At 39.8% G+C, this 22,726-nt stretch carries 20 protein-coding genes; 9 read left to right on the top strand and 11 right to left on the bottom strand.

Features of this window, described 5'->3' with window-relative positions; genetic code table 11:
* Nucleotides 1–242: 242 nt before the first annotated feature.
* The 5 genes from HWV58_RS21915 to HWV58_RS21895 all read right to left on the bottom strand — a co-directional run bounded on the left by HWV58_RS21915 (nt 243) and on the right by HWV58_RS21895 (nt 4,463).
* Nucleotides 243–821, bottom strand: a complete 579-nt coding sequence (locus HWV58_RS21915) for a YdeI/OmpD-associated family protein (protein ID WP_175636142.1) — start codon at nt 819–821, stop codon at nt 243–245.
* A gap of 34 nt (nt 822–855) precedes the next feature.
* On the bottom strand, nt 856–1,470 hold the full coding sequence (locus HWV58_RS21910; RefSeq protein ID WP_175636141.1) for an HD domain-containing protein: 615 nt from the start codon (nt 1,468–1,470) through the stop codon (nt 856–858).
* 84 nt (nt 1,471–1,554) lie between these two features.
* Nucleotides 1,555–2,517 (bottom strand): AAA family ATPase, encoded by a 963-nt coding sequence (locus tag HWV58_RS21905; RefSeq protein ID WP_124561571.1) that lies wholly within the window; start codon nt 2,515–2,517, stop codon nt 1,555–1,557.
* Between the two features lie 5 nt (nt 2,518–2,522).
* The gene (locus HWV58_RS21900; protein ID WP_175636140.1) at nt 2,523–3,881 is read right to left on the bottom strand and encodes a peptidylprolyl isomerase; all 1,359 of its coding nucleotides are present in this window, start codon (nt 3,879–3,881) and stop codon (nt 2,523–2,525) included.
* Nucleotides 3,882–3,938: 57 nt separating this feature from the next.
* Entirely contained in the window at nt 3,939–4,463 is a 525-nt protein-coding gene (locus tag HWV58_RS21895; protein ID WP_235972792.1) for a hypothetical protein, read from the bottom strand.
* A 167-nt stretch (nt 4,464–4,630) separates the two neighbouring features.
* Here HWV58_RS21895 and HWV58_RS21890 point away from each other — a divergent pair, with 167 nt between their 5' ends.
* Nucleotides 4,631–5,284 carry a hypothetical protein gene (locus HWV58_RS21890; RefSeq protein ID WP_175636139.1) on the top strand — a complete coding sequence of 218 codons (654 nt, stop codon included), beginning with the start codon at nt 4,631–4,633 and terminating at the stop codon, nt 5,282–5,284.
* A 150-nt stretch (nt 5,285–5,434) separates the two neighbouring features.
* The gene (locus HWV58_RS21885; RefSeq protein ID WP_175636138.1) at nt 5,435–6,013 is read left to right on the top strand and encodes a non-canonical purine NTP diphosphatase; all 579 of its coding nucleotides are present in this window, start codon (nt 5,435–5,437) and stop codon (nt 6,011–6,013) included.
* A gap of 130 nt (nt 6,014–6,143) precedes the next feature.
* Here the strand turns inward: HWV58_RS21885 and HWV58_RS21880 are convergent, their stop codons facing one another.
* A complete protein-coding gene (locus tag HWV58_RS21880; RefSeq protein ID WP_175636137.1) occupies nt 6,144–8,543 on the bottom strand; it encodes an OstA-like protein in 2,400 nt (799 codons plus the stop codon).
* 65 nt (nt 8,544–8,608) lie between these two features.
* Between HWV58_RS21880 and tilS the strand changes: the two genes are divergently transcribed.
* The 4 genes from tilS to HWV58_RS21860 all read left to right on the top strand — a co-directional run bounded on the left by tilS (nt 8,609) and on the right by HWV58_RS21860 (nt 12,524).
* Complete coding sequence (gene tilS / locus HWV58_RS21875; RefSeq protein WP_175636136.1) at nt 8,609–9,940, top strand: tRNA lysidine(34) synthetase TilS; 1,332 nt, start codon at nt 8,609–8,611, stop codon at nt 9,938–9,940.
* On the top strand, nt 9,941–10,429 hold the full coding sequence (locus HWV58_RS21870) for a hypothetical protein (protein ID WP_175636135.1): 489 nt from the start codon (nt 9,941–9,943) through the stop codon (nt 10,427–10,429).
* 278 nt (nt 10,430–10,707) lie between these two features.
* The gene (gene bshA, locus HWV58_RS21865; RefSeq protein ID WP_175636134.1) at nt 10,708–11,850 is read left to right on the top strand and encodes an N-acetyl-alpha-D-glucosaminyl L-malate synthase BshA; all 1,143 of its coding nucleotides are present in this window, start codon (nt 10,708–10,710) and stop codon (nt 11,848–11,850) included.
* A 227-nt stretch (nt 11,851–12,077) separates the two neighbouring features.
* Entirely contained in the window at nt 12,078–12,524 is a 447-nt protein-coding gene (locus HWV58_RS21860) for a KTSC domain-containing protein (RefSeq protein ID WP_124561579.1), read from the top strand.
* 128 nt (nt 12,525–12,652) lie between these two features.
* Here HWV58_RS21860 and HWV58_RS21855 read toward each other — a convergent pair whose 3' ends face one another.
* The 4 genes from HWV58_RS21855 to HWV58_RS21840 form a co-directional block, all read right to left on the bottom strand.
* Nucleotides 12,653–13,363, bottom strand: coding sequence for a phytanoyl-CoA dioxygenase family protein (locus HWV58_RS21855; protein WP_235972791.1), 711 nt, complete (start codon nt 13,361–13,363; stop codon nt 12,653–12,655).
* A 4-nt stretch (nt 13,364–13,367) separates the two neighbouring features.
* Nucleotides 13,368–13,862 carry an SRPBCC family protein gene (locus HWV58_RS21850; RefSeq protein WP_175636133.1) on the bottom strand — a complete coding sequence of 165 codons (495 nt, stop codon included), beginning with the start codon at nt 13,860–13,862 and terminating at the stop codon, nt 13,368–13,370.
* Nucleotides 13,863–13,873: 11 nt separating this feature from the next.
* Nucleotides 13,874–14,983, bottom strand: a complete 1,110-nt coding sequence (locus HWV58_RS21845) for a lactonase family protein (RefSeq protein ID WP_175636132.1) — start codon at nt 14,981–14,983, stop codon at nt 13,874–13,876.
* Nucleotides 14,984–15,168: 185 nt separating this feature from the next.
* Nucleotides 15,169–16,641 carry a pseudouridine synthase gene (locus tag HWV58_RS21840; RefSeq protein WP_175636131.1) on the bottom strand — a complete coding sequence of 491 codons (1,473 nt, stop codon included), beginning with the start codon at nt 16,639–16,641 and terminating at the stop codon, nt 15,169–15,171.
* A gap of 263 nt (nt 16,642–16,904) precedes the next feature.
* On the opposite strand from HWV58_RS21840, the gene HWV58_RS21835 reads away from it, so the two are divergent.
* Nucleotides 16,905–17,687 (top strand): lytic transglycosylase domain-containing protein, encoded by a 783-nt coding sequence (locus HWV58_RS21835; protein ID WP_175636130.1) that lies wholly within the window; start codon nt 16,905–16,907, stop codon nt 17,685–17,687.
* Nucleotides 17,688–17,975: 288 nt separating this feature from the next.
* Nucleotides 17,976–19,019: a ferredoxin--NADP reductase gene (locus HWV58_RS21830; RefSeq protein ID WP_175636129.1), complete on the top strand. Its 1,044-nt coding sequence runs from the start codon at nt 17,976–17,978 to the stop codon at nt 19,017–19,019.
* An 83-nt stretch (nt 19,020–19,102) separates the two neighbouring features.
* On the opposite strand, the gene HWV58_RS21825 is transcribed toward HWV58_RS21830, so the two are convergent.
* Nucleotides 19,103–19,555 carry a contact-dependent growth inhibition system immunity protein gene (locus tag HWV58_RS21825; protein WP_175636128.1) on the bottom strand — a complete coding sequence of 151 codons (453 nt, stop codon included), beginning with the start codon at nt 19,553–19,555 and terminating at the stop codon, nt 19,103–19,105.
* Nucleotides 19,556–19,740: 185 nt separating this feature from the next.
* On the opposite strand from HWV58_RS21825, the gene uvrA reads away from it, so the two are divergent.
* The gene (gene uvrA, locus HWV58_RS21820; RefSeq protein WP_175636127.1) at nt 19,741–22,659 is read left to right on the top strand and encodes an excinuclease ABC subunit UvrA; all 2,919 of its coding nucleotides are present in this window, start codon (nt 19,741–19,743) and stop codon (nt 22,657–22,659) included.
* The last annotated feature ends 67 nt before the right edge of the window (nt 22,660–22,726 follow it).

Here is a 22,726-nt window from a genome sequence, read left to right as displayed (position 1 = left end):
ATAAAACAGCAAAAAGACGAATCTCAATGGAACTAGATGACATGGTTACCATTCAGATAGTTATCGCCTGTGGGGGTAATCCAGATCTGGTCTTTAGAGGGCCGTAAGGTTTCGAACACTCCTAATTTGCAATCCAGACCTGGCCTATAATTTTTAACCCACTTAAATAAATTAAGAAATGTTTATTAAACAATCGGGATTACAAATCCGGACTAACCGTAAGCTAGCAGTTAAACTAAAAATTAAAACTGCTTAGGTTTTTTATTTTGGCTGGCCAGTTCAACCAGTTCTGCAATTCTTTTTTGCCTGGTTTCGGGTCGTTTGGCAAAAGTAATCCATTGTAGCATGGCCTTACGTACCGATTTACTTAAGCCCATAAAAAACGTTTTTGAGCCTGCTGTATCTTCCAGCGCTGTTGCTAAATCGGCAGGTATAACGAGTTCTTCCACTTCATCTAAAATGGTCCATGAGCCGTTTTCTTTTGCACGATTGATACATTCGAGCCCGGCCTGCGTCATTAAGCCTGCAGCAGCTAACTGCTCAACCTTGGCCTTGTTAATTTTCGACCAACCACTATTTGGTTTTCGCCTGCTAAAAAATTGCGTAAAACTTTCTTCGTCAATTGTTTTTCTAATGCTGTCAATCCAGCCAAAGCAAAGCGCTTCTTCTACAGCATCACTCCAGGATAGGGTTGGTTTGTTGGCTTTGGTCTTATAGCAAACCAGCCAAACCGATTGTTTGGTGTCATGGTTTTTCAACAGCCATTCGCGCCAGGCTGCGCGGCCCGTAGGACAAAAAGTTTCAGTTGTTTTCTCAGCCATAGGAGTTTAAGCATTGGGTTTTAGGGTGCAAAAATTAAAGGTGCTCCAATTCAAATTGAAGGTTCTTTTTGGCCTGGTGTTCAAATTTATGGTAGAAATAATCTGTTTTGTAGATTCGTTCCATCATCAGGAAGTGCTGTAAAACTTTTTCGCGTCCAGATTTATAAATCAGGTCTGGGTAGACGGCGTATTCTTTTCTTATATTTTGATAATAAATTGTGTAATCTTCCAAAGCCTGGCCTAAAATAGAGAGATCTGCATCAGTAAAATAATTTGTATCACTATCATGGTCACTGAGATGGTTTTTTGTTGCTAATATTTGGCTCTTACAGATTATAATGAACTGATCAGGGACTGAAAGCTGTTTCATCCTTATCTCAGCAAGTTCTGCACTTTTTTCTTCGTTATCGCCTTTTTGCGCATCATAAATAATGTCGTGATAATACAGGGTAAATAAGATGGGGTCCCAATTCGCGATTTTATCTTTTATTTCAAGAAGTTGTTTTAATAAGCTTTGAAGGTGAGTGAGGGTATGGTAATGTCTTTGCTTAGCTGTATATTTCTGCTCAATCTCCGCCCATAACTCAGTTATTAAGCGATCATCGTTGGTATACTTGCTTATCAGGTCGATAAAAGTTGTTTTAAGCATAACTTTTTATTACACAATATAACAGTACATTTTTAGTCGCCGAAATTGTAGGCAAGAATTAAATTAAAACTTCCGGAAGAAGGATTACAACAAATCTTTAATGATTTTTTCGATCGATAAGCCTTCAGCTTCTGCGCGATAATTACGTACGATGCGGTGGCGAAGAATGGGTTCGGCAACAGCTTTAACGTCTTCAATGTCGGGCGAGTATTTACCTGTTACTGCGGCATGGCATTTGGCACCTAATACCAGAAACTGCGAAGCCCGTGGGCCAGCACCCCAGCTGATGTATTTATTTACTGCTTCGGTTGCAAATTCGGTATTCGGACGTGTTTTAGCTGCCAGTTTAACAGCATATTCTAAAACATTATCAGTAACCGGAATATCGCGGATTAATTTTTGGAAATACTGGATATCATCGGCATGGATGATTTTTTGCAACTGTACGGTTTTGTTGCTGGTGGTATTTTTTACAATGTTTAACTCATCTGCAAAAGCAGGATAGTTTAACTGGATATTGAACATGAAACGGTCTAACTGCGCTTCGGGAAGGGGATAAGTTCCTTCCTGTTCAATGGGGTTTTGCGTAGCCAAAACGAAAAACGGTTTGGGTAAGCTATGGGTTTGGCCTGCTGCGGTAACCGATTTTTCCTGCATCGCTTCTAATAGAGCGGCCTGCGTTTTTGGCGGTGTACGGTTAATTTCATCGGCCAGGATAATATTAGAAAAGACAGGCCCTTTTATAAATTTAAAGTGCCTGTCTTCGCCTAAAATCTCTGCGCCAATAATGTCGCTTGGCATTAAATCGGGGGTAAACTGGATGCGGTTAAAACCGAGGTCTAATACCGACGCTACAGTTTGAACGAGTAAAGTTTTGGCTAATCCGGGTACACCAACCAACAGGCAGTGCCCGTTGCTAAAAATGGCGATTAAAACAGATTTTATGATGTCATCCTGTCCAACAACTACTTTGCTTATTTCGGCTTTAATGTTATTGAAAGATTGATGAAGCGCATCAACAGCTTCTACTTCGTTCTTGTACTGCATTGGTGTTATTTTGCGGCTGTGGTTTTAGTCCAGATTTTTAATTCATCGCAGGTATTGAATTCGTCGTCTATTTTAATGTAAGTACTTTCGCGACGTTTCTCAAACCATTCGCTTAAAGTACGATTAATTTTATCACTTTGTGCAGCATCTCTGATTTTCGAGAAATCCTGTACCATGTTGGCTTTGTGTGGTGGTATTTTAGCTTTCAGGTATAAGATACGGTAACCTTGTTTTCCATCAGGTGCAGTAAACAAATCAGGCTTAGAAATACCGCCAACTTTCATTGAATCGATTACTAAAAATACCGCCGGATCTAATTTATCAACCGGAATTAAGGTGCTTCTTGCCTGAACATTTTCTGCATTAAGCATCATACCACCATTATATTTGGTTTCTTTGTTATCTGAGTAAAGGTTTGCAGCAGCGGCAAAACTTAGTTTTTTGCCAATGATGTTGTTGTAGATACTATCGGCATGTAATTTTAAACGGGTTAAACTTTCTGGTGTGGTTTTAGGCATAATTAAGATGTGCCTAACGTGTACCTGCTCACCTCTGCGTTCTAATACCTGTAAAAAGTGGAAACCATATTCAGTTTCGAATACAGGTGAAATTTCGCCAGCTTTTAGTTTAAACGCCCAGGCGGTAAACTCTTTTACCATGGTGTTTCTGTCGATAAAGCCATAATCACCACCATCAGAGGCCGAACCCGGATCTTCTGAATAGGTTTTAGCCAATACGCCCATATCCTCGCCACTCTTAACCCTTAACCTTAACGCTTCAATTTTATCACGGAACTTTTGTTTTTCGGCGCGGGTTAACTGTGGGTTTAACACCACCTCACCAACTTCAACTTCAGTGTTAAATTCAGGAATGCTATCGCCCAGCGATTTGAAGTATTTTTCAACCTCCATTGGGGTAACGTTAATGTTCTCGGTAATTTTTTGTTGCATTTTTTGTGCAATCAGCTCGTCTTTCACCGACGGACGGATCTCATCTTTGTACTGAAGTACCGATTTGTTCAAAAACTGCTCTAAACGCTCTTGTCCCCCGGCACGTTGCATGCTGTAACGCATACGCTTGTTTACCTCATCATCAACAGCACCATCTTCAACCATTACCGAATCGATTTCGGCTTGTTGTTTCAGTAGCTTTTGGGTTAGGGTTTGTTGCAAAATTTTACATTTAATGGCTTCATTGGGAGGATTTCCCTGGTAAAGGTATTGGGTGTATTGTTGATTTAAATCTGATAGCAGGATAATATTACCTCCTACAACAGCAGCAACTTTATCTACCGTGTGCTTTTGTGCATAACTGTTTAGAAACAGGCCCATTAAAGCGGTTGCTACTAAAAAAACTTTTTTCATTCTATTGTTTATATTTTGCAAATTTAATACTTATTGGTTACTAAAAAAACGGCTTTATTATAGCTTGGCCAGCTTTTTTAGCTCACTTTCGTTAATTTTAGTCTGGTATTTTTGTTTAAGGCCATTCAGCCATTTTTCTTCCAGACTTTGCTGGTAGTCGGCAATTACATCGCCTCTAACCTCGCTCAGTGGTTTATTGTAATTTTGTTTGTTTTTACTGTAAAACTCGTTTATTGCCTGCTCATCTTCCTGTGCCTTGTTCCAGATTTTTTGCTCAGAAACATTAAACATCAAAACACCTTCGCGGTATTCGTTCAATAAAAAATCATGGTCCTTGCTGCTGGTACCCGGTTTTTTATGGGTAGTTAGGGCTTCTTCATAATTTTTGATCTCTTCCTGGTAGCCAGGGGTTTTATCCAGCCCCATTTCGCGGGCATCTAAAACCTTCAGTTTAAAATTTATATAAAGGTTTAAATAGGCCTGTAAAGTATCGTACGAAATACTGATATTTCCGTTGTGGCTTTTTTTGTATGCCCAGGTAAACTCTTTGGTACTTATTGGTTTGCCGTTAACTACAGCCACGTTTTGTGCAAACGAAATGCTATAAATAAAGCTAAAAACAAATAGGCAAAAAGCTTTTCTCACGTAGAGCAGTCTATAAATTTTAAGGGATAAAAGTAACAATTAGCGTCGCTATTATAAGATATTTAACTAATTTTAACAGAAATTATTATCCGGCAAAAATACGAATGGAAAACCAGCTTACCAACAATGCGAATGCTTTACGCTTATTTTTTACCGATGAGGTTTTTCTGGTAAAAGATGAAAGTGTGGAAATTCAGCGTTTACGTAATACTGAGCCAGTTTTTGTGGCGGAAAAGGTCGTAGCTGAAGCAGAAAAAGAATCTGTTATAAAGACAGAAGTAACGCAAATTCCGGGTATTAAAGCGCCTGAAATGCCAAAAGTTTATCCTCAGGCTCCTGAAATTACGCATGTTGCGGCTGAGCCAGCACCCGAAAAAACCTTTAAGTTTTTAGGTGGAAATAAAAAATCGGTACTGATTCTGGTTAATGATGAAAGTAATGATGTGAGCACCGAACAGGGCCGCGAATTACTCCGCAAAATTGTTAAAGCTGTAGATCTGGGTACACCCGATTTTGCCATCCTGAATTATTCCAAATACCAGGGCACGGGCTTTGCCGAACTCTACCAGTTTTTTAAGCCGGTTACGATGCTTTCGTTTGGGGTAGAAATTGCGCATTTGAAATTAGATCTGGTTTGGCAGAACGAGATTATTACCCATGGTACAACCCGTATTATTTTTGCTCCTAACCTGCATCATTTAGATAGCGATTTAACCGCAAAGAAATTGCTTTGGGGCAACCTGCAGAAAATTAAATAGAGGCTTAGTATTGTTGAATCACGTAATTTCGGAATCAAGCATTTAGTATCAGGTACTTATAGTGTTTAGTGCCAGATATCGAGATGTGAGATTTTAAATTTAGCAACGGATCTTTAAGCCTTACACCCTTAACCTTTTACCTCCTTTAAAATGAAAAAACTTGTTTTCGCAACGAACAATCAACATAAAACCGAAGAAATCCGCCTTGCCCTGGCAGGCAGGTACGAGGTGCTAAACCTGGAAGATATTGGCTGCTTAACCGACATTCCGGAAACTGCCGATACTTTTGAAGGTAATGCCACTTTAAAAAGCAGTTATGTGGTTGAACATTTTAACCTGGATTGTTTTGCTGATGACAGCGGTCTGGAAGTAGAAGCACTTAACAACGAGCCCGGCGTGTATTCTGCCAGGTATTCAGGGAGCCGTGATAGTTTAGAAAATATACAGCTTGTTTTAAAGAAACTTGAGGGAAAGGAAAATAGAAATGCCAGGTTTAAAACGGTCATTTCCTTAATGCAGGGTGGAAAGAACCATATTTTTGAAGGCATAATTGAAGGCACCATCAGAACGGAATTATCAGGTTCGAAAGGCTTTGGTTACGATCCTATATTTCAGCCGAATGGTTATGACATTACTTTTGCTGAAATGGATATGGCCGAAAAGAATAAAATTAGCCACAGGGCCATTGCACTGAAAAAGATGATGGCTTTTTTGAAAGGGGAGTTATAGGTTCTTGCTAGTTTTAATAAAGGAAGCGTCATTTCGAGCGCAGTATAACGTAGTCGAGAAATCTATTTACGCATATTTATTATAGATTTCTCCATTCCGCTACGCTTCAGTCGAAATGACGGTTACACTTTTAGAAGTTACTTGCAGCCTTTTTTACCTGCGTGGTATCTTTTTTTACCTGGGTCGAGTCCTTTTTAGGTAAAATAGGCTTAATTCCAAAATTAGCTGTATCTGCAGGTTTAGTTGCCTGTAGTTTTTTGTCCAGGTTTAGGCTATCTTTTACAACTGTTGTTTTTGGTTGCGCTACAATTGGCGTTTTTGTGGTTTTACCTGCAACAGTTACGCCTTTGGTATTTACAGGTGCTTTACCCGGAGGAGTTTTGCCTGTTGCTTTCGGTTTAATTTTAGCTTTTGGTTTCCCTGCCGAACCTACGGCATCTTTTTTCGATTTAGGTCTTTCGGTTGGCTTCCATGAAAAGCCTTTTAAAACATGGTCTTTTGCAATCTCATTTTCGGGGTTTAATGCGCCCTCAACACCTTTAATGTAAACAATGTCTTCGATGGCGTTTTCTTTACTTTTAAAAATGAATTTGATCCGGCTACTCAGGGTCTGGTTCATTTCTTTGTAAACCTTCGTGCTATCGTCTTGTGTATAATAAATGCTTTCGGCATTACCATCCACGTAAAGGGTTTTAAGTTTGCCATCATGAAAGAAGCCGGTCATCAGTCTGCCTTTTATCTGGTTAAACCTTAGCGAATCTTTAGGTGTATTTACCAGAAAAGCATTTCTGAAAGCTTTTAAGTTGTTTAACTTTTTATTCTTAAACTGTACATAAATCGTATCGCCCACCTGCTGCGAACCTTCTGACCAGATGATCGGGTTGCTGTAGCAACGCAGGGTAGAATCGGCACTGGTGTAAAAAAGACTGTCGGTTTTAGCCTGAATATTGGTTTTATAAACCTTTACGCCATGATAAGCTTTAATAATACGGGCTTGTACGGTATCGGCAGGGTTAAACTTAGCGGTATCGTTCTTCAAGGCACCAGGTTTTAAATTGCCTATGGCTTTGGTTAGACTATCTTTAACGCCAGGCTTTAGTGCTTTTTTACTCAGGCTGTCTATCTGGCCTTTGGTAGTATTTTTAACCAGCGCATCGGCCTTGGCTGTTATCTTTTTCTGAATGCTATCTGTTTTAATTGCAGGCAGTTTTTTGATTATCGAATCTGCCTTGGCCTTTAAAATATTGTTCTTTTTCAGGCTATCGGTTAGAAGGGTTGGTAAGGCTTTCCCTGCCGAATCGACTTTGGATTTTAAGCTATCAATGTTTTTATCTTTCAGCAGTTCTGTAGCATTAGTGGTATCTATGTCGCCTTTGCCTTTCTTTTTCTTGTCTGCTTTGTTATTCCTTAAATTACGTTTACTGCGGTCTTCTTTTTGTGCTGGTTCACTTTCGGGTTTATACTTGGCTTCGCCAGTACCTTTTTTTGCAGCCCCTTCTTCATCATCTTCTCCAACCTGGTTATCGGCTTTGATGGAAATTTTGGGGATTAATTTTAGCGTTTTTTGCAATACCATCTGTGTTTCGAGGGTATCGGCACCCATCCACAAACTATCGGGGCGCTTTTTATTTTTCACCATGATCGAATCTTCCGTCCCAATGCCCAGATAAGCGTTTCGGGTAACGAGGGTTCTTTGATCGACTTTGTAGTAGTAACCCAAATCGCCAAACATTTTCATTTTATCCTTGGTGTCAGAAAAAACAATGTTTTTAACGGCTTTACCAATTCCTTTTTTGCCGTAATAATACAAGCTGTCACCTTTTAAAGAACGGGTGCCCTGGGTGTAAAGGTTATTCTTTCCAAAAAAGGCATCTTCGGTCATGGTATTATAAGCGCCGTTTTCGGTATAAAGATTATCATCTTTTCCTTTAATGTTAGTTGGGCCATAAAAATAAGTCCACTTTGTTTTGGTATTGTAGCGTAGTGTATCTGACGTGATTTTAACCTGCGGAGTAGTAGCCACAACGTCATATCTAAAATAAGCATCGTTGCCTTCTTGGCTGTAACCTTCGCTAAAATAATAACCATTTTTGCTGGTTACGGTAACGTCCTTGTTTACGATTTTACCTCCACTAGTATAGGTTCCTATTTTGCTTTGCGTATTGTAATCTAAAATATTGGTGGTTAAGATCGAAGTAGGATCGATCATTTTTACATTTCCGGTTAAATGCGCATGTTTTTTATTTCCATCGTACTCCAGCTGATCGGAATAAATATCGGTAGGAAGCTGGTTGATGTGCACATTTTTGTATGCCTCAAAATAGTTACGCTCACTATAAAAAACAGCACTATCGCAGCTTAATGTAGCATTATCTTGCTGAAAAACAGGGTTGCGAAGATAAGTAACATTGTTTTTCCTGTCGCCGGTTACTTTTGTAAAGGAGACGATTTTAATTTTCGACGCAGGTTGCTGACCGAATAAAAATAACGGACTAATTAAAAGGAATAAAAAGACAAATAGTTTATGCACACTACAAAGTTAGTTTTTTGTTCCGAACGTTCGGAATACCAGTTAAAATTAAATATTTTTGGTGGATGTTACCCTTACAGCAATTTCGCGATTTTATTGAACAGCACCAGCTGTTTACCGGGGGTAACCGCATTCTTTTGGCGGTAAGCGGCGGTAAGGATTCTGTACTGATGTTACATTTGTTTAAGGCAATAGGCGTAGATATTGGTGTAGCACACTGTAACTTTAATTTAAGGGCCGATGAGGCGCAGCGCGATGAGCATTTTGTAGCGCTTCTGGCCGGTAATTTAGGGTTACCTTTCTATGTAACGCATTTTGAGACTAAAAAATATGCTGCCCAGCATAAAATTTCGACACAAATGGCTGCGCGCGACTTGCGTTATAACTGGTTTGAAGAAATAAGGAGCCAAGAAGGTTACGATTATGTTGCTTTAGCCCAGCACCAAAACGATGCAGTTGAAACGGTATTGATTAATCTGATACGCGGCACCGGAATTAGCGGCCTGCACGGTATTTTGCCTAAACGCGATAAACTAATCAGGCCATTATTGTTTTTAAACCGCCAGCAGGTTAATGAAATTGTAGAAAACAACAACATTGCCTTTGTTGAAGACAGTTCGAACCTAAGTACAAATTATACCCGTAATAAATTGCGGTTACAGGTGGTGCCGCATTTGCGGGAAATAAATCCACAACTGGAAAAAACCTTTGCCGAAAACATGGAGCGCTTTGCTGAAATTGAAGCTTTTTTAAACCTGGAGGTTCAGAAGTTGCGTGAAACGGTTTTAGAAAGGCGGGCTGATGGAATTTACATCGCTTTGAACGAGATTGCAAAGTTAAATCCACAGAAACTATTGTTGTACGAACTGTTAAAGCCTTTTGGTTTTGGCGAAAATGTAGTGCAGGAAATCCTAGATAGTCTGGAAGCATTAAGCGGAACACATTTTTTTAGCGCCAGCCACCAGGCCATTATCAACAGGAATGATCTGGTTATCGTAGAAAAAGACGTTAAGGTTTTAGCAAACCAGTTTATTCATCCCGATACTGCCAGCATTGAGTTTGCGAATAATGAAATTACCATGGCTTTTAGTGCTGAGGTGAAATTTGATGTGGATGCGAACAAGGCTTTTGTAAATGCCGATAAACTGATTTACCCTTTGGTATTGAGGAAGTGGCAGAATGGCGATAAATTTATCCCGTTGGGGATGCGCAACCCTAAAAAAGTTAGCGATTATTTTATTGATGAAAAGGTGCCCTTGCATTTAAAAAATACAACGCCGATATTGGTAAATGGAAACGGAGAAATTGTTTGGATTGTGGGTATGCGACAGGATAACCGATATAAATTAACCACCACAACCAAAAAAGTTGCTATATTCGAACTCAAAATAAAATAAGTGGAAAGCAAATACGCCTATATCGAAAAACAATACATTGGCCGTGATTATGTACGCATTTTCATCAGGCTTATTATGGCTGCTTTCTGTTTTGCTGCCTATGTTTACGAGCGCGACCGCGACAACACTCAAGATCTGTTTCTGGTAGTGGGTTTCGGGATTATTGGCGTTTCGATGCTTTTACTTTTTTTAATCCAGTACAAAATTATTGTCGACAATGGCAGCCTGATTTTAGACGGCCTGTGGACAACCAAACGCGTAAAAATCGATTTGAAAAGCATTGTAGATGTGCGTAAAGCTGTTTACAGCCGCTATTTTTTTAACAATCCGGTTTATAACCTGCATACCAAAGGTACCATTCGTTTTTACTCATCGGGTAAAGATGCAGTTGTATTAACAGATCGCGACGGGCTGGAATATTTTATTGGTACACAAAGGCCTAACGAACTTTTATTGGTGATAAAAGAGGAAATGCGTAACCTTAAGTAGCGCTGTTCTTCAGTCTGAAGTAGTTTTTTAATACAATTTTTGCTTTTTAGCCCTGATTGAAGCGGCAGCCCCTGAGGAACGAAGGGCTATAGCGTAAAGCAGGAACTACCTTTGAAAAAAGCTGCTGGTTCTGCGCTTCTAAATAAAAATACACGCTGTTATGTATTCAATTGCGAAAGAGAAAACAACACAGAAATGTCACTATTTTTATTGCAATAAACCGACACGCATTATAGCGTAAAATCGGCTACATTTGCGGTAACAACAATACATTTACGATGAAGATAGGAATTGTTTGCTACCCCACTTTTGGCGGTAGTGGAGTAGTTGCAACAGAACTTGGTAAAGCGCTTGCTAACGAGGGGCATCAGGTTCACTTTATTACTTATAGTCAGCCGGCCAGGCTCGATTTCTTTTCAGCTAATTTATTTTATCACGAGGTGTCGGTAAGGGATTACCCGCTTTTTGATTATGCCCCATACGAATCAGCACTCGCCAGTAAACTGGTAGATGTGGTGCGTTTCGAACAATTGGATGTATTACACGTTCACTATGCTATTCCGCACGCATCGGCAGCTTTTATGGCCAAACAGATTTTGGCTAGCTACGGCATCCAGATTCCGGTAGTAACCACTTTACATGGTACCGATATTACACTGGTAGGTAAGGATCCGACTTATAAGCCTGTGGTAACTTTTTCGATTAACCAAAGCGATGGTGTAACTACCGTTTCTGACGATTTGAGAAAAGATACTTACAATCATTTCGAGATTACGAAGGACATTAAGGTAATACCCAATTTTATCGATTTCAGCCGTTTTAGCTTGCAGGCCAAAGATCACTTCAAGAAAGCGATTGCTCCCAATAACGAACGTATTTTAATTCACACTTCCAATTTCCGTAAGGTGAAGCGTACGGGCGATGTAATTCGCATTTTTGAAAAAGTACAGGCTGTAATTCCATCCAAACTGTTAATGGTTGGCGATGGACCGGAGCGTGTTTACAATGAACAGCTTTGCAGATCATTGAATATTTGCGAAAATGTAAGGTTTTTAGGTAAGCAGGATGCAGTTGAGGAAATTTTATCAGTTTCAGATCTTTTCCTAATGCCTTCAGAATCGGAAAGTTTTGGTTTAGCGGCATTAGAGGCTATGGCCTGTAAAGTGCCGGTAATTACTACCAATGCCGGTGGTTTGCCAGAGTTAAATGTAGATGGCTTTTGTGGCTACATGAGCAATGTTGGCGATGTAGAAGACATGGCTGCCCATGCAATAGAAATTTTAAAGGATGATGAAACCCTTAAGCGTTTTAAAGAAAATGCGTTTACACGTGCACAGGATTTTGATCTTAAAAAAATTCTGCCATCATACATCAGTTTTTATAAAGAAGTAATTGAATCATCTTTGCAGGCCAAATATTAATTTATTTGAATTGCAGGAACTGTTAAAAGCCATCTGATTTATTTCAGGTGGCTTTTTATTTAAGAATGATGCCCTGTTTGAGGCTATTGACTTGAAAGCGGTTTTGCGGGTGTTGATGTTAAATTGCTGTTACCGGAATAAAAAGTTTAAACAGCTTGTGAAAGAAATACTTATCAAAACAAAACTTTCTCAAAATCAAATCATTATAAATCGTACCTTTGCGGCAAATGAAGAAAATAGTAGATTACAGAAAGCTGTTGAATGTAGATAAAACAGCTGAGCTTGCGGCGCTTAAGTCGGTTTACCGTACCATGATGAAAGAGTGTCACCCTGATAAATTTCAGGTGGAAGAAGAGAAATTGGCTGCGGAAGCAAGAAGTAAAGAGATTATCGAAGCTTATCATTTCTTAGTGAGTATTGCGCCTGAAACACGCGAACAAAATATCGAAACTTATACTGAGACGATTACCAACTCTAATATTTTAGATTTCGAATACAAACAATCGGTTTTAAATATCCAGTTTTTTGATGGCAGTGCTTACGAATATTTTGACGTTCCACGTGCGATTTACATTAAACTGGTAAACGCTGATTCGCCGGGTCGTTTTGCCCGTCGTCATATCTGTAATTCATATCCGTATCGTAACGTTGCTAAGGTGGCTGAGCCTGCTTAGTTTGAAGATATAAATTAGTGAAAGACTTGCCTTAGGCAGGTCTTTCTTGTTTTATTAAAGTTTGATCGTCCTGCTGATCCGATAGCTATCGGATTTATTTCAGCATCTCTTTTAGTAAAATTAAAAAACTAAATAGCCATATACTCCGGCCATTGCAACGCTTTAGGCAATGTCATATTGCTAAACTCCAGGTGTATTACCCTTCTTTTCTTGCTGTTGGTAGTTCTGCTTGAACTATGTAAAAGCAAAGGTTTCATGATCATAACGCCACCACATTTTACATTACAGCTTACTTCTGTTTCGGTAGCCCAGTCGATATTTTCGGGACGGTAAATCCCTTTACTGTGCGAATCCGGAATTACTTTTAATGCGCCGTTTTCTTCATTCGTATCATCCAGATGAATGCGGATTGTAAAATTATTTTCAAGGATGTTCAGTGGTGGTTGAACTGCGAATTGATTATGCTTATTGGTATAAGGCCCGAATCCGGCTATCTCAGCTTTTCGATCTACGGAGATCGTTAAATCCTGATGATAGGCAACAAACCAATTTGAGTTTTCAGGTTTGTCGAAATAGATTGATTTAGCCAAAAAATAGTCATTGCGGAAAAGCTGATGGATTACCTTCTTTAAGGTGGCGGTGAAAATTAAGTCCTTTACTTCCGGAATTTCCTTTAAAAACTGTCTGATAGCAAAAAGATCTTCCGATTTCCGGAAATTTGATCGATCGGCATTAGCCGCATCAATAGTTTTTGCAATTTTATCTGTTTCTTCAGCAGTGTAGATGCCGTTTATCACAGTAAAGCCCCTGCTGTTAATTTCTTCCTGATGTTTTTTCAACTCCTTAATTATTCAGCATGGGTTTAAAACGGTTGTCTTTATTGCGCAAATCCAATCCGCCTTCGTAAACCGATTTTAAGTTAATCAGATAGAAGCTCCAGCCATTGTGACAGCCCAGGCGAATGTTTCGTTTTGAAGCTTCATCAGTTGGGATGTTCTTTTGAGTAAGTTCTACAATGGTATATTCAAATTCTTCATGGAGCCTAATTTCAACCAGGCAATCTCCGGCAAAAGTAAACTGGAAATAATCTGTTCCATTGGCTTCGGTTATTGTGCCGCTTTCAGTATCATCGTACAAATACCAAATCCATTTATATTTATCGCCTTTAAGTGCGTTTTGTGTTTTGTTTAGTATCAGTTCGTTTTCATCAGAAAATTCGGCATCGACCAGGAACCATTTTTCAATCTCACTGGCTGTTGTCCATGCGTTATAGATATCTTTGAGTTTGGCTTTAATGGCCACTCTTAACGTGAATTTGGTCCAATCGAAATTTTCCATTGCTTTTTTATTTAATCGAATACTAAACAAACAGGTGCGCCAACATCGACTCTTTTACCGCTATCGGTTAATTTTCCTGTTTTTTTATCGCGTTTAAAAATAACTACGTTATTGGTGTATTGATGGCCAACCAGCAGGAAATTACCGCTCGGATCGATGCTAAAGTTTCTCGGCCCTTTACCTAAAGTGCTTATGGTTTCAATAAATTTTAACTTTCCGTTGGGTAAAACTGAAAAAGTAGAGATACTGTTGGCATCGCCCCGGTTGGTTTCATATAAAAACTTTCCATCAGCTGATACATGAATGTCGGCGGCATCAACACGGCCAGTGAAATCTTTTGGCGTTGTGCCGGTTTCGTCGATTTTGGTCAGTTTGCCATTGGCATAAGCAAAAGTAGTAATGCTGCCATTAAACTCGTGGGCTAAATATGCAAACTTTCCATTCGGACTAAAGGTGATGTGTCTTGGCCCGGTGCCGGCATTGGTTTTAAGTACCGATTTCTGGGTTAACGTTTTGGCTTTACCTGCAGCGTTGTAGCTGTATATGTAGGTTTGGTCTTCGCCCAGGTCGTTAACAATTAAATATTTGTGATCTGGTGTAAATAAGGTCATGTGTACGTGAGCACTTTCCTGTCGGCCTTTTTGGTCGATGCTTTTGCCGGTATGTTTAATTGCCTGTGTAGCCTCTGTTAAAGAGCCATCTGCATTGCGCGAAAATACGGCCAAACTACCGCCTGAATAATTGGCTACAATTACATTTTTGGTGTCGGCTGTAATATAGCAGGGGTCGGCACCGTGGCTATCTACTTTGTTAATAAATGTTAGTGCTCCGGTTGCCGCATCATATTTAAAGGCACTTACAGTACTGGTGTTTCCGGTTTCATTAACGGCATAAGCATATTTCCGGTCTGGTGAGATGGCCAGATAGCTTGGATTAGCTGTACCTTTGGTAACATGTTTTAGGCTTACATCAGCTGTTGAAGTATTAAAATTATATGCGTAAATGCCTTCGCTTTTGCCGGGCGCAGTATAGGTGCCTATAATAAGGTTATAATTATTTTTTTGCGCCAGCGCAGCTGTTGATAGTACCGACATTAACAATATAGAAAAATACTTCTTCATAAAAGATGGTCTTGTTTTTAACAAATATGGGAAAATTTTATAAATCGTCATCTTTTGTAATGCGTATGATTGAGGTTAGCATTTTTAATTGATGCGATACAATCGCCTTTCCCGCGCATCCTCGTTGCAAATGCAGACGATAGCTTTAGGCAACAAAAAAGGCAATCTTTCGATTGCCTTGAATATTATTTAATTAAGTGTTTTATCTGGATCAGTTCGTGATCTTCCAGGTAACGCCATCTGCCGCGTGGCAAATCTTTTTTGGTTAAATTACCATAAACTACGCGATCTAATTTTTCTACACTATAACCTAAATGTTCGAAAATACGACGCACAATACGGTTTTTGCCGCTGTGGATCTGAATACCTATTTCTTTTTTGGTGCCACCTGCAACATAAGAGATGTTATCAGGTTTAATCAAACCGTCTTCAAGCTCTAAACCGAAAGCAATTTTATTCAAATCACCTTGCGATAAAGCTTTGTTTAGTTCAACGTTGTAAATCTTGGTAATACCGTTTCTTGGATGCGATAATTTATCGGCAAGGTCACCATCATTGGTCATCAATAATAAACCTGTTGTATTGCGGTCTAAGCGGCCAACCGGGTAAATGCGCTCACGACTGGCTTTGTCTACCAATTGCATTACTGTACGGCGTTCCTGAGGATCGTCGGTAGTGGTAATATAATCTTTTGGTTTGTTTAACAGTACGTAAACTTTTTTCTCGCGTTTAAGCAGTTCGCCATTGTAACGTACCAAATCTTTTGCAGGGTCTACTTTGTGCCCCAATTCGGTAACTGCTTCACCGTTTACGGTAATAATGCCGGCAGCAATTAGCTCATCGGCCTTACGGCGCGAGCATATACCTGCATTTGAAATATATCTGTTTAGGCGAATTAAGCCTTTATCTTCGTTTGTTTTGCGGGCCGGAGCAATAACTGTTCTTTCCGGACGGTTAAACTCCGTATCCCTTGGCTGTGCCTCTTCGCGTTTTCTGAACGGACGGGTATCGCCATCTTTCGGTTCCCTTGGTTTTACATCTCTTGAGCTTCCTGCACTTGGTTTAAAACCATCTGATTTGCCTCTCGATTTGAAATCCTTGTAACCACCAGTTCTCGGTTTAAAATCTCTCGAATCTCCATCCTTAGATTTGAAATCGCGTTCTCCTGTTCTTGGCTTATAATCTCTTGCTCCACCTTCTCTTGGTTTAAAATCTCTGTCTCCTGTTCTCGGTTTGTAATCTCTTGAACCTCCATCTTTCGATTTAAAATCTCTGTCGCCGGTTCTTGGTTTATAATCTCTCGATCCTCCGCTTCTTGATTTGAAGCCACGATCTTCTGCACCTGAACCTGTATCTTTGGATTTAAACTCACGATCACCAAATTTGAAGCTCTGTGGTTCCGAATCTTTCGATTTAAAATCACGTCCGCCTGCTCTTGGTTTGAAATCTTTTTTGTCTCCGAAAGATTTAGATTTGAAATCTCTGTCTGAACTTCTGGGTTTGAAGCTGTCTTTTGAATCGGATGATTTTTTGAATTTGTTGTCTTTGTCGTCTGATCTTCTTCTGTCAGACCCGGCAGCATTGCTTTTGCCTTCTGTTCTCCGGCTGCCCGGTTTGGACTTGTCATCCCGACTGTTCCTGTTGTTTTTATTTATCATGATACGCTTTTAACCACATCAAAAATGCGGGCTGCAAATTTATAAAAAATAGCTGAACATAACAATTTTTGGAGCTGAAAAATCAGATAAAAAAATAGCCTCTAAAATAAGAAAAAAGGTCTGAAATTCAAAATCGAAAATCGCCGTTTAAAGCACTTTAAAGGCTGATTTTTACAGGTAATTCCGTAACTATTTGATAATGTGCTTATTATTTTTTACCTTTGCCAACGTTTTTATATAAGTTCACCAAAAAAAGGAGGAAAATGTTAAAGAAACACATCGTACCATTTGCGGTAGTGGCAACACTATTTATCTTGGCAAAAGTGTTCGCTTACCAAATGCCCTTAGCACAAAAAAGTCTTGTAAAAGAAGAAAAATTAAACACTACAACACCCAAATCTGATAGCCTGGAAGTTGAATATGAGGCAGGTCCTCTATCCTTAATGGCACAATTAAATTTCGCTCAGGAAACTTTGCCATTAGGCGATAAAAAGGTTGAGCGCAAAATGAAAAAAATCCTTGCAGCACACACTTATAGGAATACTCAAACCAACCGTTTGCACGCGAAGGCAGCAAAATGGTTTCCGGTAATTGAACCTATACTTGCAGCATACGGAATTCCGAACGATTTTAAGTATTTGGCCCTGGTCGAATCTGGAATGGCTGAAGGAGTTTCGCCGAAAGGTGCAGCCGGAATCTGGCAGTTTATGCCAGGCACTGCCCGTACTTACGGATTAAAAGTAAACGGTAGGGTTGATGAACGCTATAATTTGCGTAAATCCACTATCGCAGCCTGTAAATACATTAAAGAAATGTATCAGGGTTTAGAAAGCTGGACATTAGTTGCCGCAGCTTACAACATTGGCGACGGACGCCTGCGCAAGCAAATCGATAATCAAAATCAGGATAATTACTACAAAATGAAGTTGAACCGCGAAACCGGTGGCTATGTTTATAAAGTAATCTCTATGAAACAGATTATGGAACATCCGAAACGTTACGGTTACGCAAAACCGAGAGTATTATTGGCTTACAACGCAGAATAATATAATTAAGATAAAGACAAGCATTTGGTAAGGCGTCCCGGTTTTCGAATCGGGACGTTTTTTTTGTGGGTGATTACATAGATTCTTAGATTACACAGATGGTTTGTTCTTTCTGTATCATGCTAATCAATGAACAGTTTGCAGTACTAATGATCAAGTTGGGAGTTGAGTGTTCGGAGTTTAGAGTCAGTTAACCGATTCGAACAATTAACCAGTTAATCTTTGTGCAGTTATCAATGAACAAATGACTAATGAATCAATGAACCAAAAATTCCTTTTCTTTGTAGTATGTTCAAATTGCGTATCCAGAAAATTATTAACCAGCCGGGCGATAACATTACTTTTGAATTTGAGGTGTTAGGGGAGAGCTACCCTAAGTATCTGGCCGGGCAGTTTTTATCGTTGGTTTTTGAAGGAAAGCATAAGGAAATCAGGCGGTCGTATTCTTTTAACAGTTCGCCGGACGTGGATGAGCCACTTGCGGTTACGGTTAAACGTGTCGAAAATGGAGAGATTTCGCGTTTTCTGCACCATAAAACAGCTGAGGGTGATGTGCTTTTAGCGCAAGAACCACAAGGTTTATTCAGTTATCAACCGGTAGAAAATCTGGAACGCGATATTTTTCTTTTTGCCGCGGGTGTGGGTATTACGCCCTTGTTCTCGATTATGAAAACGGCGCTGGTTACCGAAAAAAACTCTAAAATTACTTTGGTATATAGCAACCGCTCAAAAGAAGAAACCTTATTTTACGATGAACTGAGCGATTGGCAGCAGAAATTTCCAGATCGTTTAAAAATTGTTTGGGTATTTAGCAACAGCAAAAACCTGCTCACTGCCCGGTTAAATAAGTTCTACATTGAAAAACTACTAAAGGAACATTTGTTGTTTGATCGGAACGATGCACTTTTCTACACCTGCGGACCAGTCATTTATATGGATTTGTGCCGTATTACCTTATTGGGCATGGGTTTCGATATCAAACAGATTAAACGCGAAACTTTTGTGCTTCCGGAAGATGAAGTGGATGAAGACGATAGTTCGGAAAAAGTGGTGGATAAGAATACCTATTCGGTAGTTTTAAACTTTAAAGGGGAAACCTATCATCTGGATGTACCCTGGCCAAAACGGATCCTAGATGTTGCCCTGGAGCATAAAATTAAACTGCCTTACAGCTGTCGCGGTGGGGTATGCAGCACTTGTGTGGCCAACTGCACCAAAGGTGGTGTGCGTATGGATTATAATGAGGTGCTTACCGACGATGAATTGGAAAGGGGCAGGGTGCTAGTATGCACCGGACACCCTATAGAGAATGGTACTACGATCGAGTGGTAGCCTATCCATGCGTTGAATGCTTATCCCTAGTTTACATTACTTAACTATAGCCTTTCTGTGTAACCTGTTCTTTTAAGATACCACTATAAGCTTTTCAGTTGAAGATTTTTATTTCTGATCTTTTCAGAGTTTAAATCAATTAACTCGGAAAGTTGTTTTTTTAATACTAGATTTTCAGTCCAGAAGGTGTCTTCTATTTTTGTTGTTCTCTCAAGTAGGTCGCCTGGGTATAGGTCGCCCTCAGTAAGAATATCTTTGCTTAAAAGTTCAATTGTGATAGGTATCAGGTATTTTAAGCCAATATTTTGTCCAATTAATGTTCTCAATTGCTCTGGCGTAAGTCTGTTGATGGGTATTTTTCTATACTCATGACATCTTTTAATTAAGTTAGTTGGGTATTCTTTCAGGTTTGACAATTTCGAATGCTCTAAATCTTCAAGAGACTTTTGCTCAAATTGTAATTCATTTTTGTTTTTCTTCATTTTTACAAAAAAAAGAGTCGGTTTTTTCTCTAAAAATACAAAACCATCGTCCATTCCGCAACGTTTATGATGTGGAAAAAAGATGGCAACTTATTTCAAAATATAGCTTTTACATTATGACATTTAATCCTTAATACAGATTGAATTAGACTTTCTTTTTGATAAAATTTTTAGCAATTTTGCCGATTGAAATCTGGCTTTTTCAGTTGCCCGACCTTATCCCCAACTTTAAATAAAATATGAGCAATAAATCTATCGACCTCGGTGAGCAAAAAGATGTAGAAGTATATGGTGCGAGGGTACATAATTTAAAGAATATAGATGTAAGTTTTCCGCGCAACCAGCTCGTTGTAATTACAGGCTTAAGTGGTAGCGGGAAATCATCCTTAGCTTTCGATACCATTTATGCTGAAGGCCAGCGCCGTTACATGGAAACATTTAGCGCCTACAGTCGTCAGTTTATGGGGGGGATGGAGCGCCCCGATGTGGATAAAGTTTCGGGATTGAGTCCGGTTATTGCCATTGAGCAGAAAACCACCAGTAAAAACCCACGATCTACAGTGGGCACCATTACCGAGATTTACGATTTTATGCGTTTGCTCTATGCCCGTGTGGCCGATGCTTACTCGTACAATACGGGAGAGAAAATGGAGCGCATGAGCGAAGATCAGATATTGCGGAACATTTTCCGCAAATTTGATGGTGTTGCCGTAAACATTTTAGCCCCAGTGGTTAAAGGTAGAAAAGGACATTACCGCGAACTTTTTGAGCAGATCCGTAAGCAAGGTTATGTAAAGGTGCGTGTGGATGGCGAAATAAAAGATATTACCGCCAAAATGCAGGTCGACAGGTACAAAATACACGATATTGAAGTAGTGATTGATCGCCTGATTATCGATACCAAAGATAAAAAGCGCTTGTTGGATTCGCTTCAAACTGCGATGAAAATGGGTAAGGGCGTAATCAAAATCAGCGATAAGGATAATCATGTAGCGCATTTCAGTAAGTTTTTGATGTGCCCTACAACAGGTATTTCTTACGATGAACCACAGCCAAACAGTTTCTCGTTCAACTCGCCTTATGGTGCCTGCGAGCGTTGCGATGGTTTGGGTTATATTTTTGTGGTTGATAAGGAATCGGTTATCCCGAATCCAAAACTGAGCATTTTAAACGGTGGTTTGGCCCCGCTTGGCGAGTACCGCGATATCTGGATGTTCCAGGTGTTAAAAGCGCTGGCCAAAAAATACAGTTTCTCGCTTTCTACACCAATCGAAAAACTGAGCGACGAGGTAATCAACATGATTTTGAATGGTTCACCCGATCTGATCAAAGTTGAAGTAGAATACAACAAATGGAATGTGCAGAACTATAATATCACTTTCGATGGTATTATTAAGATGCTGGAAGAGCAGAACGAAAAAAGGAGCGAGTCTGCATCCGATGATATGGACGAGTTTCGTAAACTAAAAACCTGTCCGGAATGTAACGGTGCCCGTTTAAAAAAGGAAAGCCTGCATTTTAAAGTAGATGGGAAGAATATTTTCGAGCTTTCTTCTATGGATATCAGCAACCTGCACCAATGGTTCGAAAAGGTTGACGAACGGCTTTCAGACCGCCAGAATATTATTGCAAAAGAGATATTAAAAGAAATTAAAGCCAGAATCGGGTTCTTGACCGATGTGGGTTTAACTTATTTAACTTTAGATAGAACCGCGCGTACCCTTTCGGGTGGTGAGGCACAACGGATCCGTTTGGCTACGCAGATTGGTTCGCAGTTGATGAATGTAATGTACATTCTGGATGAACCGAGCATTGGTTTACATCAGCGTGATAATGAGCGTTTAATTAATGCTCTTAAAAATCTCCGCGATTTAGGGAATACCGTTTTGGTGGTAGAGCACGATAAGGATATGATTATGGAGGCCGACTGGGTAATTGATGTTGGTCCGGGGGCAGGTATTCACGGCGGAACAGTGGTTGCTGAGGGTACTGCAAAAGAAATCCTGAAATCGAAAACCCTAACTTCTGCTTACTTAAATGGAACCAAGAAAATTGAAACACCTAAGGAGCGTAGAAAAGGTAACGGACATAAATTGTCGATTATTAAAGCTACCGGACATAACTTAAAATCAGTTTCGGTTGATTTTCCGCTAGGTAAATTTATTGCGGTAACGGGCGTATCCGGTTCTGGTAAATCGAGTTTAATTACCGAAACTTTGTACCCGATATTGAACCACCATTTCTTCAGGGCTAAAAAAACGCCGCTTCCTTACGAGAAAATTAGTGGTTTAAAAGAAATTGATAAGGTAATTGAGATTGATCAGGCACCGATTGGCAGAACACCGCGGTCTAACCCTTCAACTTATACCGGAGTGTTTTCAGATATCCGTAACCTCTTTGTACAACTGCCAGAGGCAAAGATCAGGGGCTATAAACCTGGCCGTTTTTCTTTCAATGTAAAAGGTGGCCGTTGCGAAACCTGTCAGGGAGCCGGATTAAAGGTAATTGAAATGAATTTCCTGCCTGATGTGCAGGTGCCTTGCGAAGAGTGTGGAGGTAAACGATATAACCGCGAAACTTTAGAGGTGCGTTTCAGGGGGAAATCGATCAGCGATGTGCTAGATATGAGTATTGAAGATGCCTGCGATTTCTTTGAAAATATTCCGATTATTTACAGAAAAATAAAAACCTTAAAGGATGTTGGTTTAGGTTACATTACTTTGGGCCAATCGTCAGTTACCCTTTCAGGTGGCGAGGCTCAGCGGGTTAAGCTGGCTACAGAACTATCTAAAAAAGATACCGGCAAAACATTCTATATTTTAGACGAACCTACTACCGGACTCCATTTTGAAGATATTCGCGTGCTTTTAGGCGTGCTGCAGGAGTTGGTTGATAAGGGAAATACCATTTTGGTGATCGAACACAATTTAGATGTGGTAAAAGTTGCCGATTGGGTAATTGATCTGGGTGAAGAAGGTGGGGCCGGAGGCGGAAGAATCCTGTTTGAAGGTACTCCTGAAGGTTTGATCCAGAATCCGATCAGCTTAACTGGTAAATTTTTGAAGAAGGAAATGGAATATAGTCCGGAGTCCGCAGTCGGAAGCTCGGAGGCTATTGCCAAAGCACCGAAGAAAAGTACAGCTAAAAAGAAAAAGTAATCAGAAGTTACAAGTGATTTGTGAGCCTGAGTCTATCGAAGGACATCACCCATCTTTCATATTACGG

The sequence above is a fragment of the Pedobacter ghigonis genome, assembly GCF_903166585.1.
Classification (GTDB): domain Bacteria; phylum Bacteroidota; class Bacteroidia; order Sphingobacteriales; family Sphingobacteriaceae; genus Pedobacter; species Pedobacter ghigonis.
This window is presented reverse-complemented; position numbering and strand designations above follow the sequence as displayed.

Excerpts from the sequence above, each read along its gene's own strand:
- HWV58_RS21915 (WP_175636142.1), bottom strand. The coding sequence starts at position 821 with ATGGCTGAGAAAACAACTGAAACTTTTTGTCCTACGGGCCGCGCAGCC.
- HWV58_RS21910 (WP_175636141.1), bottom strand. The coding sequence starts at position 1,470 with ATGCTTAAAACAACTTTTATCGACCTGATAAGCAAGTATACCAACGAT.
- HWV58_RS21905 (WP_124561571.1), bottom strand. The coding sequence starts at position 2,517 with ATGCAGTACAAGAACGAAGTAGAAGCTGTTGATGCGCTTCATCAATCT.
- HWV58_RS21900 (WP_175636140.1), bottom strand. The coding sequence starts at position 3,881 with ATGAAAAAAGTTTTTTTAGTAGCAACCGCTTTAATGGGCCTGTTTCTA.
- HWV58_RS21890 (WP_175636139.1), top strand. The coding sequence starts at position 4,631 with ATGGAAAACCAGCTTACCAACAATGCGAATGCTTTACGCTTATTTTTT.
- HWV58_RS21885 (WP_175636138.1), top strand. The coding sequence starts at position 5,435 with ATGAAAAAACTTGTTTTCGCAACGAACAATCAACATAAAACCGAAGAA.
- tilS (WP_175636136.1), top strand. The coding sequence starts at position 8,609 with ATGTTACCCTTACAGCAATTTCGCGATTTTATTGAACAGCACCAGCTG.
- bshA (WP_175636134.1), top strand. The coding sequence starts at position 10,708 with ATGAAGATAGGAATTGTTTGCTACCCCACTTTTGGCGGTAGTGGAGTA.
- HWV58_RS21860 (WP_124561579.1), top strand. The coding sequence starts at position 12,078 with ATGAAGAAAATAGTAGATTACAGAAAGCTGTTGAATGTAGATAAAACA.
- HWV58_RS21850 (WP_175636133.1), bottom strand. The coding sequence starts at position 13,862 with ATGGAAAATTTCGATTGGACCAAATTCACGTTAAGAGTGGCCATTAAA.
- HWV58_RS21845 (WP_175636132.1), bottom strand. The coding sequence starts at position 14,983 with ATGAAGAAGTATTTTTCTATATTGTTAATGTCGGTACTATCAACAGCT.
- HWV58_RS21840 (WP_175636131.1), bottom strand. The coding sequence starts at position 16,641 with ATGATAAATAAAAACAACAGGAACAGTCGGGATGACAAGTCCAAACCG.
- HWV58_RS21835 (WP_175636130.1), top strand. The coding sequence starts at position 16,905 with ATGTTAAAGAAACACATCGTACCATTTGCGGTAGTGGCAACACTATTT.
- HWV58_RS21830 (WP_175636129.1), top strand. The coding sequence starts at position 17,976 with ATGTTCAAATTGCGTATCCAGAAAATTATTAACCAGCCGGGCGATAAC.
- HWV58_RS21825 (WP_175636128.1), bottom strand. The coding sequence starts at position 19,555 with ATGGACGATGGTTTTGTATTTTTAGAGAAAAAACCGACTCTTTTTTTT.
- uvrA (WP_175636127.1), top strand. The coding sequence starts at position 19,741 with ATGAGCAATAAATCTATCGACCTCGGTGAGCAAAAAGATGTAGAAGTA.